Raw genomic sequence first — 15,036 nt, 5'->3', positions numbered from 1 at the left:
ATTAGTCGAGCAGACCCGGCGGGGGAGAAAGCCTCTCCCGCCGGAGCCTCACTCAAGCGTTGTTCAGGCGGGCGATCAGGACTTTCGCCGCTTCGCTGGACGAGGCCGGGTTCTGGCCGGTGATCAGCAGGCCATCGGTGACGACGTAGGAACCCCAGTCTTCGCCCTTGGAGTACAGGCCGCCATTGGCTTTGAGCATGTCCTCAACCAGGAAGGGCACGACGTTGGTCAGGCCTACGGCTTCTTCTTCGGTGTTGGTGAAACCGGCGACTTTCTTGCCTTGCACCAGTGGTGTGCCGTCAGGCTTTTTCACATGACGCAGTACGCCAGGTGCGTGGCAGACCAGGGCGGCAGGCTTGCCGGCGGCAAGAAAACCTTCGATCAACTGGATCGAGTTCTTGTCTTCAGCCAGGTCCCACAGCGGGCCGTGGCCGCCTGGATAGAACACCGCGTCGAAGTCGGCGGGGGAAACGCTGTCCAGGCGCACGGTGGCGGCCAGTTGAGCGGTGGCCTTGGGGTCGGTCTCGAAGCGACGGGTCAGGTCGGTCTGGAACGACGGCTCGTTGCTTTTCGGGTCCAGTGGCGGTTGGCCGCCTTTTGGCGAGGCCAGGACGATTTCCGCTTTGGCATCGAGAAAGGCGTAGTAGGGCGCCGCCAGCTCTTCGAGCCAGAAGCCGGTTTTGCGGCCAGTGTTGCCGAGGGTGTCGTGGGAGGTCAGGACCATAAGAACTTTCATTTTGCGATTCCTTGTTTCAGTTGGATGTATGGCGGGTTCGTTAGGAACCCTTGGATATAATTAGACTGGTCGTCTAGTTGGCGGACAAATTTTAGATCACTTTTTAGGTCGCTTTTTAGATCACTTCGCAGCCTTGATGATCAGATCAGCGACGACTTGCGGGTAAGACAGCATGGCGACGTGGCTCGACGGGACTTCAACCGAAACCGCATGCATGCGCTTGGCCTGGTCCAGTTGCTGTTGTAGCGAAATGATTGCGTCGTTGCGTGCCACCACTACATAAGAAGGGACGGTGTGCCATGCGGCATGGGTGACCGGCTGGCTCAGTGCACGACTGTTCAGCGCGCCCTGGGTGGCGGCGACCAGCTCCTGTTCAGGCCTTGGCAGGTCCTGGGCGAAGTATTTGAAGACGCCTTCATCGCTGACTTTGACGTAGCCGTCTGCATCCTTGACGAACGAGACCCGGCCCGGCGTCGGCGGATAGTCCTTGGCGGTATCCAGTACCGACTGGCCGTTGTCCGGCGCATAGGCCGCTACGTAAACCAACGAGTGAACCTTGTCGTTTACGCCTGCATCAGTGATCACCGCGCCACCCCAGGAGTGACCCACCAGCACCACCGGCCCTTCGGCATTGGCGATAGCGCGGTTGGTGTAGGCGACATCGCCGGCCAGGGAGTCCAGCGGGTTCTGTACGGCGACGACTTTCAGGCCGGCTTTTTCCAGAATCGGGATCACCTTGTTCCAGGAGGAACCATCGGCGAAAGCACCGTGAACCAGCACGACGGTCTTGGCGGGAGCCTTGGCGCTTTGTTCCTGGGCAGCGGACAGACCGGCATGGCCCAACAGCGCTAATGAGGTTACGAGTGCGGCGAGTTTGGTTCGGGCTTTCATCACGGTGTTCCTTCGCTTGGGGCTGTTGAGTGAATGTGTGGCTACTGTAATCACAATTAGACCAGTCGTATAGTGTTTTTTTAATTTTTTTTTGCGATCGTGAATTTGCGGAAAAAAAGAGGTTGGATCAGATGTCAGGAGTGCGGTGCCAGAGCGTGGCCAGGCATATATATGGCGGGGTATGACGCCCGTGGGACCGGCTTTAGCCGGGAAGACTCAGGTGCAGACGCTAAAGATGCATCGGCAGTACTAAAGCCTTCCCGGCTAAAGCCGGTCCCACAAGGGGTTGCTGTTTGTTCAGGGGAGACGGAGGATCTGCCGGGTCGTAGCCATGGCGGTGCTAAACGGCTCGGTGCTGCGTGAGATCTTCACCATGACACTGGCGCCAACCCACAACTGATAAAGGCTCTGGGCAATGGCATCGGGGTCGTCGTTGATCTTCAACGACCCTTCGGCAGCACCGGCTTCGATGGCACGCGCCAGGCGTGAGGTGATGCCCGAGGTGCCGCGCTTGAGTACGGCGCGCATGGCTTCCGAGAGGTCGGCGACTTCCACACCCAGCTTCACGGCCAGGCACTTGCCCTGGCAATCGAGAAAGGATTGGGTGTCCTGCCAGATGCGCCAGTAGTTGAGCAAGCGCTGCCCCATGTCGAGGCCAGGCTGGCTGAGGGTCTGGTCGAGTTCGCTCAGGTAGTCGTGGAAATAGCTTTCCAGGATCGCTTCGCCAAACGCATCCTTGGAGCCGAAGTAATGATAGAACGACCCCTTGGGGACGCCCGCTTCGGCCAGGATTTCATTGAGGCCCACGGCGGAGTACCCCTTGGCGGCCATGATGCGTTGGCCGACATCGAGGATGCCTTGGCGTACGTCGGAGTTTTCGCGTTTCTTTGGACTGTTCATGGCTGGCATAATATCTTACTAGTTGATCGGTCTACTAGCGGTTTTTACAGGCGCAGTCGAGATCATTGGTTCTCGGACATGGGCGGCGGCAGTCGCAGGGCCACGCGGCCCCAGCAGCGGCTGATTTCCCTGGCAATATCGTTAGTGCCGGGCCTGGCTGCTGCCATTTCGCGCACCTTGAGATGCTCGAGCAGCCAGTCGTCTGTCCATCCTGCCCATTCGCCGACCACCGACCTGAGGTTGGCTTCCAATACCGGAAATACTTCACGCCACAGAATGCTCTGGACTTCGAAAGGCGAATAGCCGGTTTCCAGGATAGCCCTCGCGACATAGTCAAAGGTGGCGTCATCGATCTCGGTGTCGAGGAAAAACTCTGAAAGTGCCTGCCAGATCTTCAGACGGTTCGCGTCGACAGCTTGCATGCCACACCCCCTGGATACTCAGACAATGGTCGGATCCTGGGAGCCAGCTTCGATATGCCCCCTCAAACCGCTAAAGATATTAGGTTTTCTGTCGAATGTAGAGAGTAGTGTCAGGATGTGTTCGCCGGGCGAGAATCCCGATAGCCTGACCGGATACTGCCAACTATCTTTCCAGCGCGAGCGAAAAACCATGGGTTTGAGAAATATAAGAATCGCTGCCAGAGCATTTATCGGTTTCGCTGCGATAGCGTTGCTCAGTGTGCTTCTGGGTCTGTTTGCGTTGAAGCAGATTCATGAGGTGCAATTCCAGGCCTCCGACATCCAGAACAACTGGATGCAGCGCGTCAGGATCCTTGCCCTGGCCAATGCTTCCCTGGATCGTTTTCGCCTGGGAGAAATGGCGCATATCCTGTCGGGCACCGACGCTGAAATGCAGACGTACGAAGACAAGTCGTCAGGGCGCCTGAAGAGCGTCAAGGAGCAACTGAGCCAATACGCTGCGTTGTTGAACACGAGCGAGGAAAAAAATCGTCTCGCTGTGTTCAACCAGAGCCTCGATGCCTACGCCAATAACCACACCAATATGCTCAAGCTGTCGCGGTCCGGCGATAAAGATGGCGCGCGGGCATTTCTCAACAGCATTCGCGAAACCTATGAGCAGATGACCAAGAACTTCGATCAACTGATCGATCTGGCCAACAAGGGCGCGGAGCAGGCCGGTCAGCACTCGGTGGATGCCTATGAGCATGCAGTGAGCGGCATCGTAATTGTTATCCTGTTGGTGGGTGCCGGCACCATTCTGGTTGCCTGGCTACTGACCCGCAGCATCACCGGCCCGATCATCGAAGCGGTGCAGGTGGCCGAAACCATTGCCAAGGGCGATCTGACCCAACCAATCAACCCGACGGGCAACGACGAAGCCACGCGCTTGCTCAAGGCGCAGGAGATCATGCGCAACAACCTCGTGCAGACCTTGCAGAAAATCACCGGGTCCTCCAATCAACTGGCCGCTGCGGCGGAAGAGCTCAATGCAGTGACCGCCGAAGGTAGCCGTGGTCTGCAACAGCAACATGGCGAGATCGAGCAGGCGGCCACGGCCGTCACCGAAATGACCACGGCCATTGAAGAAGTGGCGAGAAATGCGGCGTCCACCTCCGAGCTGTCCCAGGAGTCGCGCAATATCGCAGTGAAAGGTCAGCAGCGCATGGTCGAGGCGCTGAACTCCATTCACTCGCTGACCCGTGGCGTTGAAGTCAGCTCCGGACAGGTCAGCAGCCTGGCCGATCAAGCCAAGAGCATTGGCAAGGTACTCGACGTTATCCGCGCGATTGCTGAACAGACCAACCTGCTGGCGTTGAACGCCGCTATCGAAGCGGCCCGGGCGGGTGAGGCGGGCAGGGGCTTTGCCGTGGTTGCCGACGAAGTCCGTGCCCTGGCCCATCGCACCGCCCAGTCGACCCAGGAAATCGAACAGATGATCGGCAGTATTCAGGCCGGTACGACCAACGCGGTCAGCACCATGCTCACCAGCAGCAATATGACCCAGCAGACCCTGGAACTGGCCGAACTGGCGCAACAGGCGCTGGCGGATATTGTCGCGGCCAACGACGAAATCAACGACCGCAATATGGTGATTACCTCGTCGGCCGACGAACAGGCCCATGTCGCCCGGGCGGTCGATCAGAACCTGCTGAACATCCAGCAATTGTCGGTGCAATCCTCGGAAGGCTCCAGCCAGACCACGATAGCCTCGCAATCCCTGGCAAGCCTGGCGTATGAACTGAATACCTTGGTCAAGCACTTCCAGATTTGATTGGGGCCCGGTACCGGCAGTCGCTTGCACAGGGCGCCGGTATGCCTTGTTTTGGTTTTACCCGGTCTTGATCAGGGGGTAGTTTGGGCGACTCGATAACGCCCAGCAACCTTGAAAAACTGCAGCTAAGCTCATTTGCGCTGAGGCGGCGGCAGGAGTGTTGCGTCAGGAAGTCAATGTCTGGCAAAGGAGTCCGCCGCCATGAACGCCGAACACAGTCGTTACAGCCCGCCCACTCTGCTGGTAGTGGATGACACGCCTGATAATCTGCTGTTGATGACCGATCTGCTCAAGGACCGCTATCGGGTCAAGGTGGCCAACAGCGGTGAAAAGGCCTTGCGTGTGCTCCAGGGTGACAGCCTGCCGGACCTCATCCTGCTTGACGTAATGATGCCTGGGTTGTCCGGCCATGAAGTGGCGCAGCAGCTCAAGCGCGAACCGCGTACCCGTGAGATTCCCATCATCTTCCTGACCGCCATGGCCGGCACTGAAGACGAGATTCATGGCCTGGAACTGGGTGCGGTCGACTACATCACCAAACCTGTCAGGCCGGCGCTGGTCCTGGCGCGGGTGGACACCCAGCTCAAGCTCAAGGCGGCGAAGGATTTCCTGCGCGATCACAACGATTACCTGGAAAAAGAGGTGGAGCGCAGGACCCGCGAAGTGATCGCGATTCAGGATGTGGCCATTCAGGCCATGGCGTCACTGGCCGAGACTCGTGATAACGAAACCGGCAACCATATCCGCCGGACCCAGCATTACGTCAAGGTCCTGGCGGAGCACTTGCGCGATCATCCGCGTTTCCGTGACTTCCTCACGAGCGAGACAATTCTGCTGCTGTTCAAGTCGGCCCCTCTGCACGACATCGGCAAGATCGGCATTCCCGATCACATCCTCCTCAAGCCGGGACGCTTCACCGAGGAAGAGTTCGAGATCATGAAGACTCATACCACGCTGGGGCGTGATGCCATTCAGCACGCCGAAGATCAGTTGGGCATCCGTGCCGACTTCCTCAGCCTGGCGAAGGAGATCGCCTACAGCCATCAGGAAAAGTGGGACGGCAGTGGCTATCCCCAGGCACTGGCCGGTGACGCCATCCCTATCAGTGCCCGGCTGATGGCAGTCGCTGATGTCTATGACGCGTTGATCAGCCGCCGGGTTTATAAATCTGGGATGCCGCACGAGCAGGCTGTGGAAATTATCCGCGAGGGACGAGGCACGCATTTCGATCCGGATGTCTGCGATGCCTTTATGGCCTGTGTCGAGCAGTTCCAGGGCATTGCCGCGCGTTTCGCTGATACCGATCAGGACATGGCCGAGAAAAAGGCTGCCCTGGAGCGTAGTGGCCAGACCCCATGAACCCTGCGTTGTACCTTTGTCAGGTTTTTTATCAGGTTCGCGAGGATAGGGCATGACCGGATTGCGCACACTGCTTGAGCGCCTTGCGCTGCTGCACAAACTCATTCTGGGTTTCGCAGCGCTGCTGCTGTTGGTCCTGGTGCTCGGCGTGCAAAGCCTGCGCACTCAGCAATCGCTGAAGCATGACATGCAAAACCTGTATCTCCAGGAGCTGGTTGGCTTGGGGCACCTGCATGAAGCGCGCGTGCAATTGCCTTATATGATGCAAGCGCTGCAACGTGCAGTGGGCACCGACAGCGCGCAGATTCGCGTCGAATCCCTGCAACAGTTACGCGATATCCAGGAGCGTCTGCAACAGGCCCTTGCCCACGCCAAAGTCACGGTCAAGCGCCCGGAGAATCTGGCTCGCTTCGCAGAGTTCGACTTGCTGCTGCAGCAGTTGCAGCGTCATAGCGACCAGGCCTTTCAATTGATTGATCAAGGCCAGCAGAATCGGGCACTGCTACTGCTCAATAGCAATGAGTTCCAGCTGCTTGCCCGGCAGGCCGACACTCTTTTGCAAGCGATCGCCCAAATCAAGGAAGCCTCGATTCGCGACACGGCCAAGGATATTGCCGAGTTTGCCGAACGCAGCACGATGCTGACCTACGTGCTGTTGTTCGGCGGCTTGTCGTTGGCGTTGCTGTTGTCCTGGCTGGTCAGCCAGTCGATCCGCAATCCGCTCAATCGGGTGCGGGTTGCCGTTGACGAACTGGCCGCAGGGCAGCTCGATCAGCCCATTCCCCATACCGATCTGAACAATGAGACGGGTGATCTGGCGCGGGCCATTGCCAAACTGCAGACCGAATCCCAACAGCTCGAGCGGCAACGCTGGATCAAGGCGCATACCGCGCAATTACAGGTCGATTTGCAGCAGGCGGAATCACCGGCCGAGCTGGCACACGTATTCCTGCAGTGCATGGCGAGCCTGCAGGGCATCTGCCAGGGTGTGTTGTATAGCGCACAGGAGGAGTCCGGCAAGCTGCTGCTGATGGGCTGTTATGCCACCGATTCCGGGCGGCCGCCCGAGGCGCAGGTAGTGTTCGGCGATGGTCTGCTGGGTCAGTGCGCGGTGGATCGCCAGCCGCGCCAGTTTCAGGCATTGCCGGAGCCTTACTGGCGCTTGCATTCATCGCTTGGCGAGATGACCGCCAAGTGCCTGCTGCTGCAACCGATCATGCGTGGTGAGCGGCTGCTGGGCGTTCTTGAACTGGCCGGGCTGGAGCCGGTGGGCGAGCGCGAAATGCTGCTGTTGCAGGAGGCCATGCCACGCCTGGCGACGGCCATGGCGATTCTGGAGCGCAATCAGGCGGTCAAGACCCTCCTGGCCGAAACCCGCCGTCAGGCCAACGAAATGGCGGAACAGGCGTTGCAACTGGAAGCGCAGGCGCTGGCACTGGAAACCCAGCAGTCGGCACTGCGCGCAACCGAGGCCTGGTACCGCGGGATTATCGAAGCGGCGCCCGACGGCATGCTGGTGGTGGATGCAGAGGGGCAAATCCTGCGTACCAACCGGCAACTGGATCAACTGTTCGGTTACAGCGCCGGCGAGCTGATTGGCCAGAGCATCGATTGTCTGGTGCCGGTGCCCAGTCGCGGGGGGCACGTGGCGCTGCGCAAGGGCTTCGTGGCCCACGGCGGTACTCGTCAGATGGGGGCCAAGCTGGACGACCTGCAAGGCGTGCGCAAGGATGGCAGTCTTTTCTCGGCAGAGATCAGCCTGTCGCATTTGCCGAGTCTGGAAGGCGGGGGGGTGTGTGTCTGTGCGTCGGTGCGCGATGTGAGTGAACGCCGTCAGTTGCAGGCGGCCGTCCAGACCAGCGAGGCCCAGTTGCGCGCGGTGCTCGACAGCAGCCCGGTAGCCATGGTGATCCGAGATGCCGATGGTCGTCCGACCTACTGTAATCCGCAGTTCGAGAGCCTGTTCGAGACCCGCCTGGCCGAGCTGGAGGGGACGAATCCTGAGCAGTTCTGGGTCGATCCACAGGCGCGCCAGCGCTTTCTCGCTGCCGCAGCTCAAGGTGTCGTGCTGAACTTCGAGACGACCCTGCAGCGCGCCGCAGGTACACGCTTCGACGTACTGGTTTCGGCCGTCACGATGACGCCCGGCGAGCGGGGCCTGGGGGCCAATTGGTACTTTGACATTACCGACCGCAAGATCGCCGAGGCCGAAGTGCAGCGTGCACGCGAAGTCGCCGAGCAAGCGACCCAGGCCAAGAGCAACTTCCTGGCCACCATGAGCCACGAAATCCGCACGCCGATGAATGCCATCATCGGTATGAGCTACCTGGCGTTGAGAACGGAGCTCAACCATCGCCAGCGCAATTACATCGAGAAGGTGCATCGTTCGGCGGAATATCTGTTGGTGATCATCAACGATATCCTCGATTTCTCCCGGATCGAGGCCGGCAAGATGCACCTGGAGCATATTCCCTTCCACCTCGAAAACGTGCTCGACGGCTTTGCCAGCATGATTGGCCTGAAGGCCGAGGACAAAGGTCTTGAGTTGTTGTTCAGCACCGATGCGCAACTGCCGACCGCCCTGATTGGCGATCCGCTGCGCCTCGGTCAGGTCCTGATTAACCTGGGCAACAACGCGACGAAGTTCACCGAAGAGGGCGAAATCGTGCTCGGCATCGAGCAGCAGGGTGCAGTGGGAGAACAGGCGCAGTTGCACTTCTGGGTACGTGACACCGGGATCGGCATGAGCACCGAACAATGTGCGCTGCTGTTTCAACCCTTTAGCCAGGCCGACAGCTCCACCACGCGCAAATACGGCGGCACTGGGCTGGGGCTGGCCATTTCACGGCATCTGGTGGAGCTCATGGGCGGCCGCATCTGGGTCGAGAGCGAGCCGGGGCAGGGTTCCACCTTCCATTTCGAGGTGAGCCTGGGCGTGCAGCAGGACGGCCAATTGCGGCGCATGGTTACCGCCGATGAACTGCTGGGCCGCCGTGTCCTGGTGGTTGATGACAACGCCAGCGCACGGGAGATTCTGTCCAGCATGGCGCGCAGTTTTGGCGTGGAGGTGGATGTCGCACACAGCGGCCGGGTTGCATTGGCCATGCTCAAGGAAGCCGAAGTCAAGGTGCTGCCCTATGACCTGGTGCTGATGGATTGGCGCATGCCAGGCATGGATGGCGTGGAAACGGTACGGCAGATGCAGGCCGCCAGACTGGCGCAAACGCCGTCGGTGATCATGGTCACCGCTTTCGGTCGCGAGGAAGCGCGAGAGGAGGCCTTGCGCAGCGGCATTCAATTGCCGGTGGTGCTGACCAAACCCGTGACGCCATCCACTTTGCTTGAGGCGCTGGGCACGGCGCTCGGCAAGGCCCCCCAGGCTGATGTCCGCGCGGACGAGCGACTCGGCCACAGCGCCAGTGCCGTGGCCGGCTTGCGCGGCGCACGATTGTTATTGGTGGAAGACAACGAGCTGAATCGCGAGCTGGCCTGCGAGTTACTGGAGAGCGCCGGCATCGAACTGCGTATGGCCATTCACGGTGCGCAAGCTCTCGACGAGCTGGAGCGTGACGCGGACTTCGATGGTGTGCTGATGGACTGCCAGATGCCGGTAATGGACGGTTATACCGCGACCCGCCAGATACGCGAGCAGCCGCGTTGGGCGGATCTGCCGGTGATTGCCATGACTGCCGACGCGATGGCGGGGGACCGCGAGCGGGCCCTGGCTTGCGGCATGAACGACCATATCTCCAAGCCCCTGAACGTCGAGAGCATGTTCGCCACCCTGGCCAAGTGGATACACCCGCGACCTGGCCGCGGAGTGCCTGGCGCCGAGGCGGCCCTGGTCGGCACAGTAGCTGCGCCGATCCTGCCCGCCAGCTTGCCCGGTATTGATCTCAATGCAGGCCTGAGTACCTGCATGGGCAAGGCCGAGCTGTACCTGCGTCTGCTGCGCAAGTTCCGCATCGGGAACCTGGCGTTTCACAGTGAGTTCCTGGCTGCGCAGGACCAAGGCGATCCTTCGCTCATGGCCAGACTGGCCCACACGCTGCGGGGCACGGCGGGTAATGTCGGTGCCATTGAAGTGGCGAAAGCCGCCGGCAAACTGGAGCAGGCCTGTCTTGAGGGTGACGTGCAGCAGGTACTGGTTGAACGACTGGCCGAAGTCCAACGCTGCCTAATAACGGTGCTGGACGGTTTGCTGGTATTGAGCGAACCGACATCGTCCACGCAATCCGTCGCCACACCACCGCTAAACAGTGAGTGGCAGGCACGGTTGGCCAACGTCCGGTACTTGCTTGGCGAGAGTGATGCCCAGGCGCTGACGGCCCTGCATGAACTGCAAGGGCTGGCGCCGGACCCGCTGATTGCCACGCAGTTGCATCAGGTCATCCAGCAAGCCGAATCCTTTGACTTCGATCAGGCGCTGGAGCTGCTTGCTGATATGTCTTGAGGTGGCGGGCGGGGGACGAAGTGTCGCCGTAACGGCTTATTTCTCTGCGGGGTTCTGATACCGCTGCTGAATACGCGCCAGCTCACCCGACTGGCGCAGTTGCTCCAGGGCATTGGTCCAGGCCGCCACCACCTTATCGTCACTGTCGCGACTGAAAGCGATATAGAGCGATGAGCGATAGACCTCGACGGGAATCTGCCGCAGCGTGCCGGGCGCAATGTTTAGCTGGCGGCTGTAATAGACCACTCCGGCGTCGGTATCGCCAACGATGATATTAGTGCGTCCGGCCAGCAGCATGCGGTAGAGCTGCAGGTTTTCGGTGGCACTTTTATCGAGGTTGGTGAAGCCCTGTGACTCCAGGACCTGAGGCAGCAGGCCGGCATGGCGCGTGGTGATCTGCGCAGCGCTCAGCAGTTGCTCCCGAGAGTTCAGCGGCGCAGCATTGGCCAGTTGGTAGGGATGTATCGCATCTTCAACAATCGGACCGACCCACTTGTACAGCGGTTCTCGCGCTGGTGTGCGGAACATGGAATACATGATGGTTTTGGGCCGGTTTTGCAGGATATGGGAGGCGCGCATGCTCGGCAGCAGCACCACTTCAAAGTCATCTCCGGTCAGCGCCATGATGGCCCGGACGACCTCGGTGGTCATGCCTTTGAGTTGGTTGTGTTCCTGATAGTTGTACGGTGCCCATTCTTCGGTCACGACCTGATATTCCCCGGCCCTGGCATCGGTGCCGAACAACAGGCAGAGCAGCGCAGCGCTGAGTATCGAATAGTTCACATGATCTGCCTGTTGGACTGCCTGGCGCTCAAGAATGGGCTGCCAGCACGAACCAGGTAAGCATAGACCCTGACAACCGCATGGTGCTGCGCCGAAGCAAAGATTGGCACGGCTATCCGCTAGCGTGCGACTAAAGAGTAATGCTTGATGCGGCAGGGATGCTCATGACCGTCTCCCTTGCAGATGCCGTCCAGATAGCGGTATTCAACTTGCACCGACTGCCCTGTGGACGGCCACTGCCGACGCGGCACCATCGCCTGATAGTTCGCAGTTTCCGGAACGAAAGTGATGTGCGTGTTTTGCTGCGGACATTCTGCCGTAGCAGGCTTGGCGCTTACCTTAAGGACTTGAGCCTGTAGCTGCGCCGACGGCTGTTTCAGCACGTCGGTGATGCGCAGCTCCATGCGGCAGATCTGCCAGGTGCCCGCCTGCGCAGGGGCGCACAGCACTGAAAACACCGCGTTAAAAACGAGAAAGCCTGCCGCGTGCTTGTTCATGGTGGCCCTTGGATTGGGGGAGGGACGTCGTGGCATTGCCAGCGATGGCTGCGTCGAAGCATAGCGGAGCAGGGCGCAGAGATGCGTCTGGCATGCAGCGGCACAGATGGGCATTTTGATTATTTATGGATAGTTTGTCATCGTGGCGCCCATTACCCCCCGTATGAGTCAGCCCCCATGAGCGCAAAGAGAGACGAAGGCGCCAACCTTCTCGAACAGTTGGACCAGATTGCCAAGGGGCTGGGAGAGACGTTCGCGCCTTTTTGCGAGGTGGTGGTGCATGACCTGCAGGATCCCGCCCGCGCCATTTATGCCATTCACAACAACCTGTCGGGCCGCAGGATCGGTGATCCGGCCACTGAGTTGGGCCTGGCGCGAATCGCCGATCCGCAATACCCGCAGGTACTCGCCAACTACGCCAATCGCTTCCCGGACGGTCGACAGGCCAAGAGCACGTCCATCGGCATCAAGGATTCCAAGGGGATCTATGTGGCGGCACTGTGCATGAACCTCGACCTGAGCCTGTTCCAGAGCCTGCAAAGCGCCGTTGGCCAGTTCACTGCAATCGCCAGAGAGGGTGTCACCGAGAGCCTGGACACCAGCAACGCCGACATCATCCGCCAGCGCATCGACGAATTCGCCGCGCGCCAGGCCTCGACGCCACGGGCGCTGAAGGCCGAAGACCGGCGTGCGCTGCTGCGCGAACTGAAAGACAGCGGGCACCTTGAGGTGCGCAAATCCATGGAAGTCATTGCGCAACATCTGGGGGTGTCCCGGGCGGCGGTCTATAGCTACGTGAAACAACCCTGATCCCGATTCTCTTTTCTTGTGATTCCGGACTGTCAAACTAGATCTGCGGACTATTGAATATCGTGAGTCCTGTGCCTGGGCGCTATGGTGAGCCATCACCCATCCAGCAGGGATGCGCAGAAGGGCCAGGCAGCGGCCGAACAGATCGGCGAGGGCGTGAACTTCGTGCAGCTGGATGTCACGGATGCGGCGTCCATTGCCGCAGCCGCTGAGCGTATCCAGGCTGAATATGGTCATCTCGACCTGCTGGTGAACAACGCGGCGATCTCCCGTCCTCCGGCCATGCTGGACGTCTCCTTGGCCGACTACATGAAGACCATGTCGGCCAGCACCATTGCCCTCGACGATATGCGCCTGCTCTGGGAAACCAACGTCTTCGCCGTGGTGGCGGTGACCCAGGCCATGCTGCCGTTGCTGCGCGCCGGGTCGGCTGCGCGCATCGTCAATGTTTCCAGCGGGGTAGGCTCGCTGACCCTCAATGCAAGTCCGGATTTCCCCTACCGGGCGATGTTCAGCCCCGGCTATGCGGGCTCCAAGGCGGCGATGAATATCATCACCCTGGGCTTTGCCATCGAACTGGAAGCCGAGGGCATACGGGTCAATGCGGTATCGCCTGAGTTCACCAGCACCAACCTGAACAACTTCGAAGGGACCTCATCCCTGGAAGACGGCGCCCGTGAAGTCGTGCGCGTGGCCTTGCTCGAAGGCGATACGCGGACGGCGGGTTATACCCGTTGGGAGGACCAGACTATGCCGTGGTAGGGGGTCCACCTGTGTCGACCCTGTTCAGGCTCAGTCATTGCCCCTGAGCCTGCACCTGCACCTTTCATTGCAACGGCTTTTACAATTTGTCAGAATTGATAACCATTTTCATTCGTGATTCGCAATGGCTGTCCATTCCTGTGTCCCTCGCGCCTCTCTGACGGCGCGCCAGCATCTGCTTCATCAACTGTTCGGCGACCATCACGGTTGGTTGTTCGAACGGTTGCGCGCGCGTCTGGCTTGCCCCAGTGATGCGGCGGACATGGCTTCGGAAACCTTTGCCCAGGTTGTGGCGCTGGAGGATCCGCATTCGATTCGCGAGCCGCGAGCCCTGCTGACGACCATTGCCAAGCGCTTGATGTACGCCAGCTGGCGCCGTCGTGATCTGGAGCGCGCCTATCTCGAGGCCCTGGCCAACGAACCCGAGCAGTTCGCCCCGTCGGCGGAGCAGCAGGCCCTGGCGGTGGAGGCGCTGATCGAGATCGACCGGCTGCTTGATGGTCTGTCTTCCCGGGCCCGGGCGGCGTTTCTGTACAGCCAGCTCGATGGCATGACCTACGCAGAGATTGCCAGGGAACTGGGTGTTTCAGCGCCCCGGGTTCATCAATATGTGGTGCAGGGCTTGCGTGCCTGCTTCCAGGCCCTGGCATGAGCGCGGCGCTGTCCAGTGCCGTGCAGGAGGCCATTGACTGGATGGCCCATCAGCGCTCGGGCTGTTTCGATCCGCAGCAACAGCAGTCCTTCGAACGCTGGCTGGCGGCCGATCGGCAGCATCAGGAGGCCTGGCAGCAATTGCAGCAACGCCTGCAGGCGACTTTTGCCGGGGTCGAGGGTGTCTCCGGGCGCATGCTGGCCAAGGATCCACCCCTGCATCGACGCACCTTCCTGCGTGGGGCGCTGGGCCTGGGCGGGCTGGCGGCGGGCAGTTATTGCCTGACGCGACCGGGTTGGCAGCTTGCCGGGTTACGTGCCGACCTGAATACCGGCACCGCCCAGCGCGAGCGCATTACCTTGCCGGACGGCTCTTCCCTGTTGCTCAACGCGCAAAGCGCGGTGAATCTGGACTTTGAGCGGCGCAAGCGCGATGTCGAGTTGCTCGACGGCGGCGTCATCGCCGATGTGCAGGCTGCCGATCGCGAGTTGTTCCGCCTGTGCTCGCGCCTGGGCACTGCCAGCCTGGCCGAGGGGCGCTGCATGATGATGCTGTTCCCCGGCGAGACCCGGGTCTGGGCACTGCACAACAGCGTGCTGGTGACGCACCGTGACGGCAGCCGCATGACCCTGGCGCAAGGGCAGGGCGCGCGCCTGACGAGCGCCGGTATCGAAGGGGTTGGCACGCCGGCCGTCAGCGCGGCGGCCTGGTCCCAGGGCATGCTGGAGGCCCGTGACCAGTCGCTGGCCTCGGTCATCGAGGCCCTGCGCCCTTATCATCGCGGCGTGCTGAGCCTGAGCGCGGATGCGGGGCAGCTGAAAATATCCGGACTGTTCAGCCTCGATCACAGCGACCAGGCACTGGCGGCAATGGCTGATGTGCTGCCGTTGCGTATCGAGCGTTTCCTGGGGCTCTGGACCCGGATGTCCCTCGGCTGATGGACCCTCAGAAAAATATT

General features: G+C 60.4%; 13 protein-coding genes and 1 pseudogene. 8 read left to right on the top strand and 6 right to left on the bottom strand.

All coding sequences use genetic code 11. The features are described 5' to 3' along the window. Positions 1-52: 52 nt before the first annotated feature. The 4 genes from M2401_RS29785 to M2401_RS29770 all read right to left on the bottom strand — a co-directional run bounded on the left by M2401_RS29785 (position 53) and on the right by M2401_RS29770 (position 2,949). Entirely contained in the window at positions 53-736 is a 684-nt protein-coding gene (locus tag M2401_RS29785) for a type 1 glutamine amidotransferase domain-containing protein (protein WP_259109397.1), read from the bottom strand. Positions 737-856: 120 nt separating this feature from the next. Continuing rightward, positions 857-1,627, bottom strand: a complete 771-nt coding sequence (locus tag M2401_RS29780; protein ID WP_259109395.1) for an alpha/beta fold hydrolase — start codon at positions 1,625-1,627, stop codon at positions 857-859. A 297-nt stretch (positions 1,628-1,924) separates the two neighbouring features. Continuing rightward, complete coding sequence (locus M2401_RS29775) at positions 1,925-2,527, bottom strand: TetR/AcrR family transcriptional regulator (protein ID WP_259109393.1); 603 nt, start codon at positions 2,525-2,527, stop codon at positions 1,925-1,927. Positions 2,528-2,589: 62 nt separating this feature from the next. Further along, a complete protein-coding gene (locus tag M2401_RS29770) occupies positions 2,590-2,949 on the bottom strand; it encodes a hypothetical protein (RefSeq protein ID WP_259109391.1) in 360 nt (119 codons plus the stop codon). Between M2401_RS29770 and M2401_RS34850 the strand changes: the two are divergent. From M2401_RS34850 to M2401_RS29755, 4 genes and pseudogenes are all read left to right on the top strand, one after another. After that, a pseudogene (locus tag M2401_RS34850) lies at positions 2,948-3,904 on the top strand (MCP four helix bundle domain-containing protein); the annotation flags it as partial. The gene M2401_RS29770 and the pseudogene M2401_RS34850 overlap by 2 nt on opposite strands. Further along, entirely contained in the window at positions 3,899-4,762 is an 864-nt protein-coding gene (locus M2401_RS34845) for a methyl-accepting chemotaxis protein (RefSeq protein ID WP_409034010.1), read from the top strand. The pseudogene M2401_RS34850 and the gene M2401_RS34845, both read left to right, overlap by 6 nt. Positions 4,763-4,963: 201 nt before the next feature. After that, complete coding sequence (locus M2401_RS29760) at positions 4,964-6,121, top strand: two-component system response regulator (RefSeq protein WP_259109387.1); 1,158 nt, start codon at positions 4,964-4,966, stop codon at positions 6,119-6,121. Positions 6,122-6,173: 52 nt separating this feature from the next. Beyond that, the gene (locus M2401_RS29755) at positions 6,174-10,574 is read left to right on the top strand and encodes a response regulator (protein ID WP_259109385.1); all 4,401 of its coding nucleotides are present in this window, start codon (positions 6,174-6,176) and stop codon (positions 10,572-10,574) included. Between the two features lie 36 nt (positions 10,575-10,610). Here M2401_RS29755 and M2401_RS29750 read toward each other — a convergent pair whose 3' ends face one another. Together M2401_RS29750 and M2401_RS29745 are read right to left on the bottom strand one after the other, a co-directional pair. Continuing rightward, entirely contained in the window at positions 10,611-11,357 is a 747-nt protein-coding gene (locus tag M2401_RS29750) for an ABC transporter substrate-binding protein (protein ID WP_259109383.1), read from the bottom strand. 119 nt (positions 11,358-11,476) lie between these two features. Then, positions 11,477-11,854 carry a hypothetical protein gene (locus M2401_RS29745; protein ID WP_259109381.1) on the bottom strand — a complete coding sequence of 126 codons (378 nt, stop codon included), beginning with the start codon at positions 11,852-11,854 and terminating at the stop codon, positions 11,477-11,479. Between the two features lie 177 nt (positions 11,855-12,031). On the opposite strand from M2401_RS29745, the gene M2401_RS29740 reads away from it, so the two are divergent. The 4 genes from M2401_RS29740 (at position 12,032) to M2401_RS29725 (ending at position 15,016) form a co-directional block, all read left to right on the top strand. Next, positions 12,032-12,664, top strand: coding sequence for a transcriptional regulator (locus M2401_RS29740; protein ID WP_259109379.1), 633 nt, complete (start codon positions 12,032-12,034; stop codon positions 12,662-12,664). An 87-nt stretch (positions 12,665-12,751) separates the two neighbouring features. Further along, positions 12,752-13,426, top strand: a complete 675-nt coding sequence (locus M2401_RS29735) for an SDR family NAD(P)-dependent oxidoreductase (protein ID WP_259109377.1) — start codon at positions 12,752-12,754, stop codon at positions 13,424-13,426. A gap of 124 nt (positions 13,427-13,550) precedes the next feature. Further along, positions 13,551-14,078, top strand: coding sequence for a sigma-70 family RNA polymerase sigma factor (locus M2401_RS29730; RefSeq protein WP_259109375.1), 528 nt, complete (start codon positions 13,551-13,553; stop codon positions 14,076-14,078). Further along, positions 14,075-15,016 (top strand): FecR domain-containing protein, encoded by a 942-nt coding sequence (locus M2401_RS29725; protein ID WP_259109373.1) that lies wholly within the window; start codon positions 14,075-14,077, stop codon positions 15,014-15,016. The genes M2401_RS29730 and M2401_RS29725 overlap by 4 nt, the downstream gene beginning before the upstream one ends. Positions 15,017-15,036: the final 20 nt, after the last annotated feature.

Origin of the sequence: Pseudomonas sp. JUb42 (genome assembly GCF_024807945.1) — a bacterium.
Lineage (GTDB): Bacteria > Pseudomonadota > Gammaproteobacteria > Pseudomonadales > Pseudomonadaceae > Aquipseudomonas.
This window is presented reverse-complemented; position numbering and strand designations above follow the sequence as displayed.

What these genes read in the sequence shown, in the direction of transcription:
- M2401_RS29760 (WP_259109387.1), top strand. Translation starts at nt 4,964, where the DNA reads ATGAACGCCGAACACAGTCGTTACAGCCCGCCCACTCTGCTGGTAGTG.
- M2401_RS29780 (WP_259109395.1), bottom strand. Translation starts at nt 1,627, where the DNA reads ATGAAAGCCCGAACCAAACTCGCCGCACTCGTAACCTCATTAGCGCTG.
- M2401_RS29745 (WP_259109381.1), bottom strand. Translation starts at nt 11,854, where the DNA reads ATGAACAAGCACGCGGCAGGCTTTCTCGTTTTTAACGCGGTGTTTTCA.
- M2401_RS29730 (WP_259109375.1), top strand. Translation starts at nt 13,551, where the DNA reads ATGGCTGTCCATTCCTGTGTCCCTCGCGCCTCTCTGACGGCGCGCCAG.
- M2401_RS29755 (WP_259109385.1), top strand. Translation starts at nt 6,174, where the DNA reads ATGACCGGATTGCGCACACTGCTTGAGCGCCTTGCGCTGCTGCACAAA.
- M2401_RS29740 (WP_259109379.1), top strand. Translation starts at nt 12,032, where the DNA reads ATGAGCGCAAAGAGAGACGAAGGCGCCAACCTTCTCGAACAGTTGGAC.
- M2401_RS29770 (WP_259109391.1), bottom strand. Translation starts at nt 2,949, where the DNA reads ATGCAAGCTGTCGACGCGAACCGTCTGAAGATCTGGCAGGCACTTTCA.
- M2401_RS29775 (WP_259109393.1), bottom strand. Translation starts at nt 2,527, where the DNA reads ATGAACAGTCCAAAGAAACGCGAAAACTCCGACGTACGCCAAGGCATC.
- M2401_RS29785 (WP_259109397.1), bottom strand. Translation starts at nt 736, where the DNA reads ATGAAAGTTCTTATGGTCCTGACCTCCCACGACACCCTCGGCAACACT.
- M2401_RS29725 (WP_259109373.1), top strand. Translation starts at nt 14,075, where the DNA reads ATGAGCGCGGCGCTGTCCAGTGCCGTGCAGGAGGCCATTGACTGGATG.
- M2401_RS34845 (WP_409034010.1), top strand. Translation starts at nt 3,899, where the DNA reads ATGCGCAACAACCTCGTGCAGACCTTGCAGAAAATCACCGGGTCCTCC.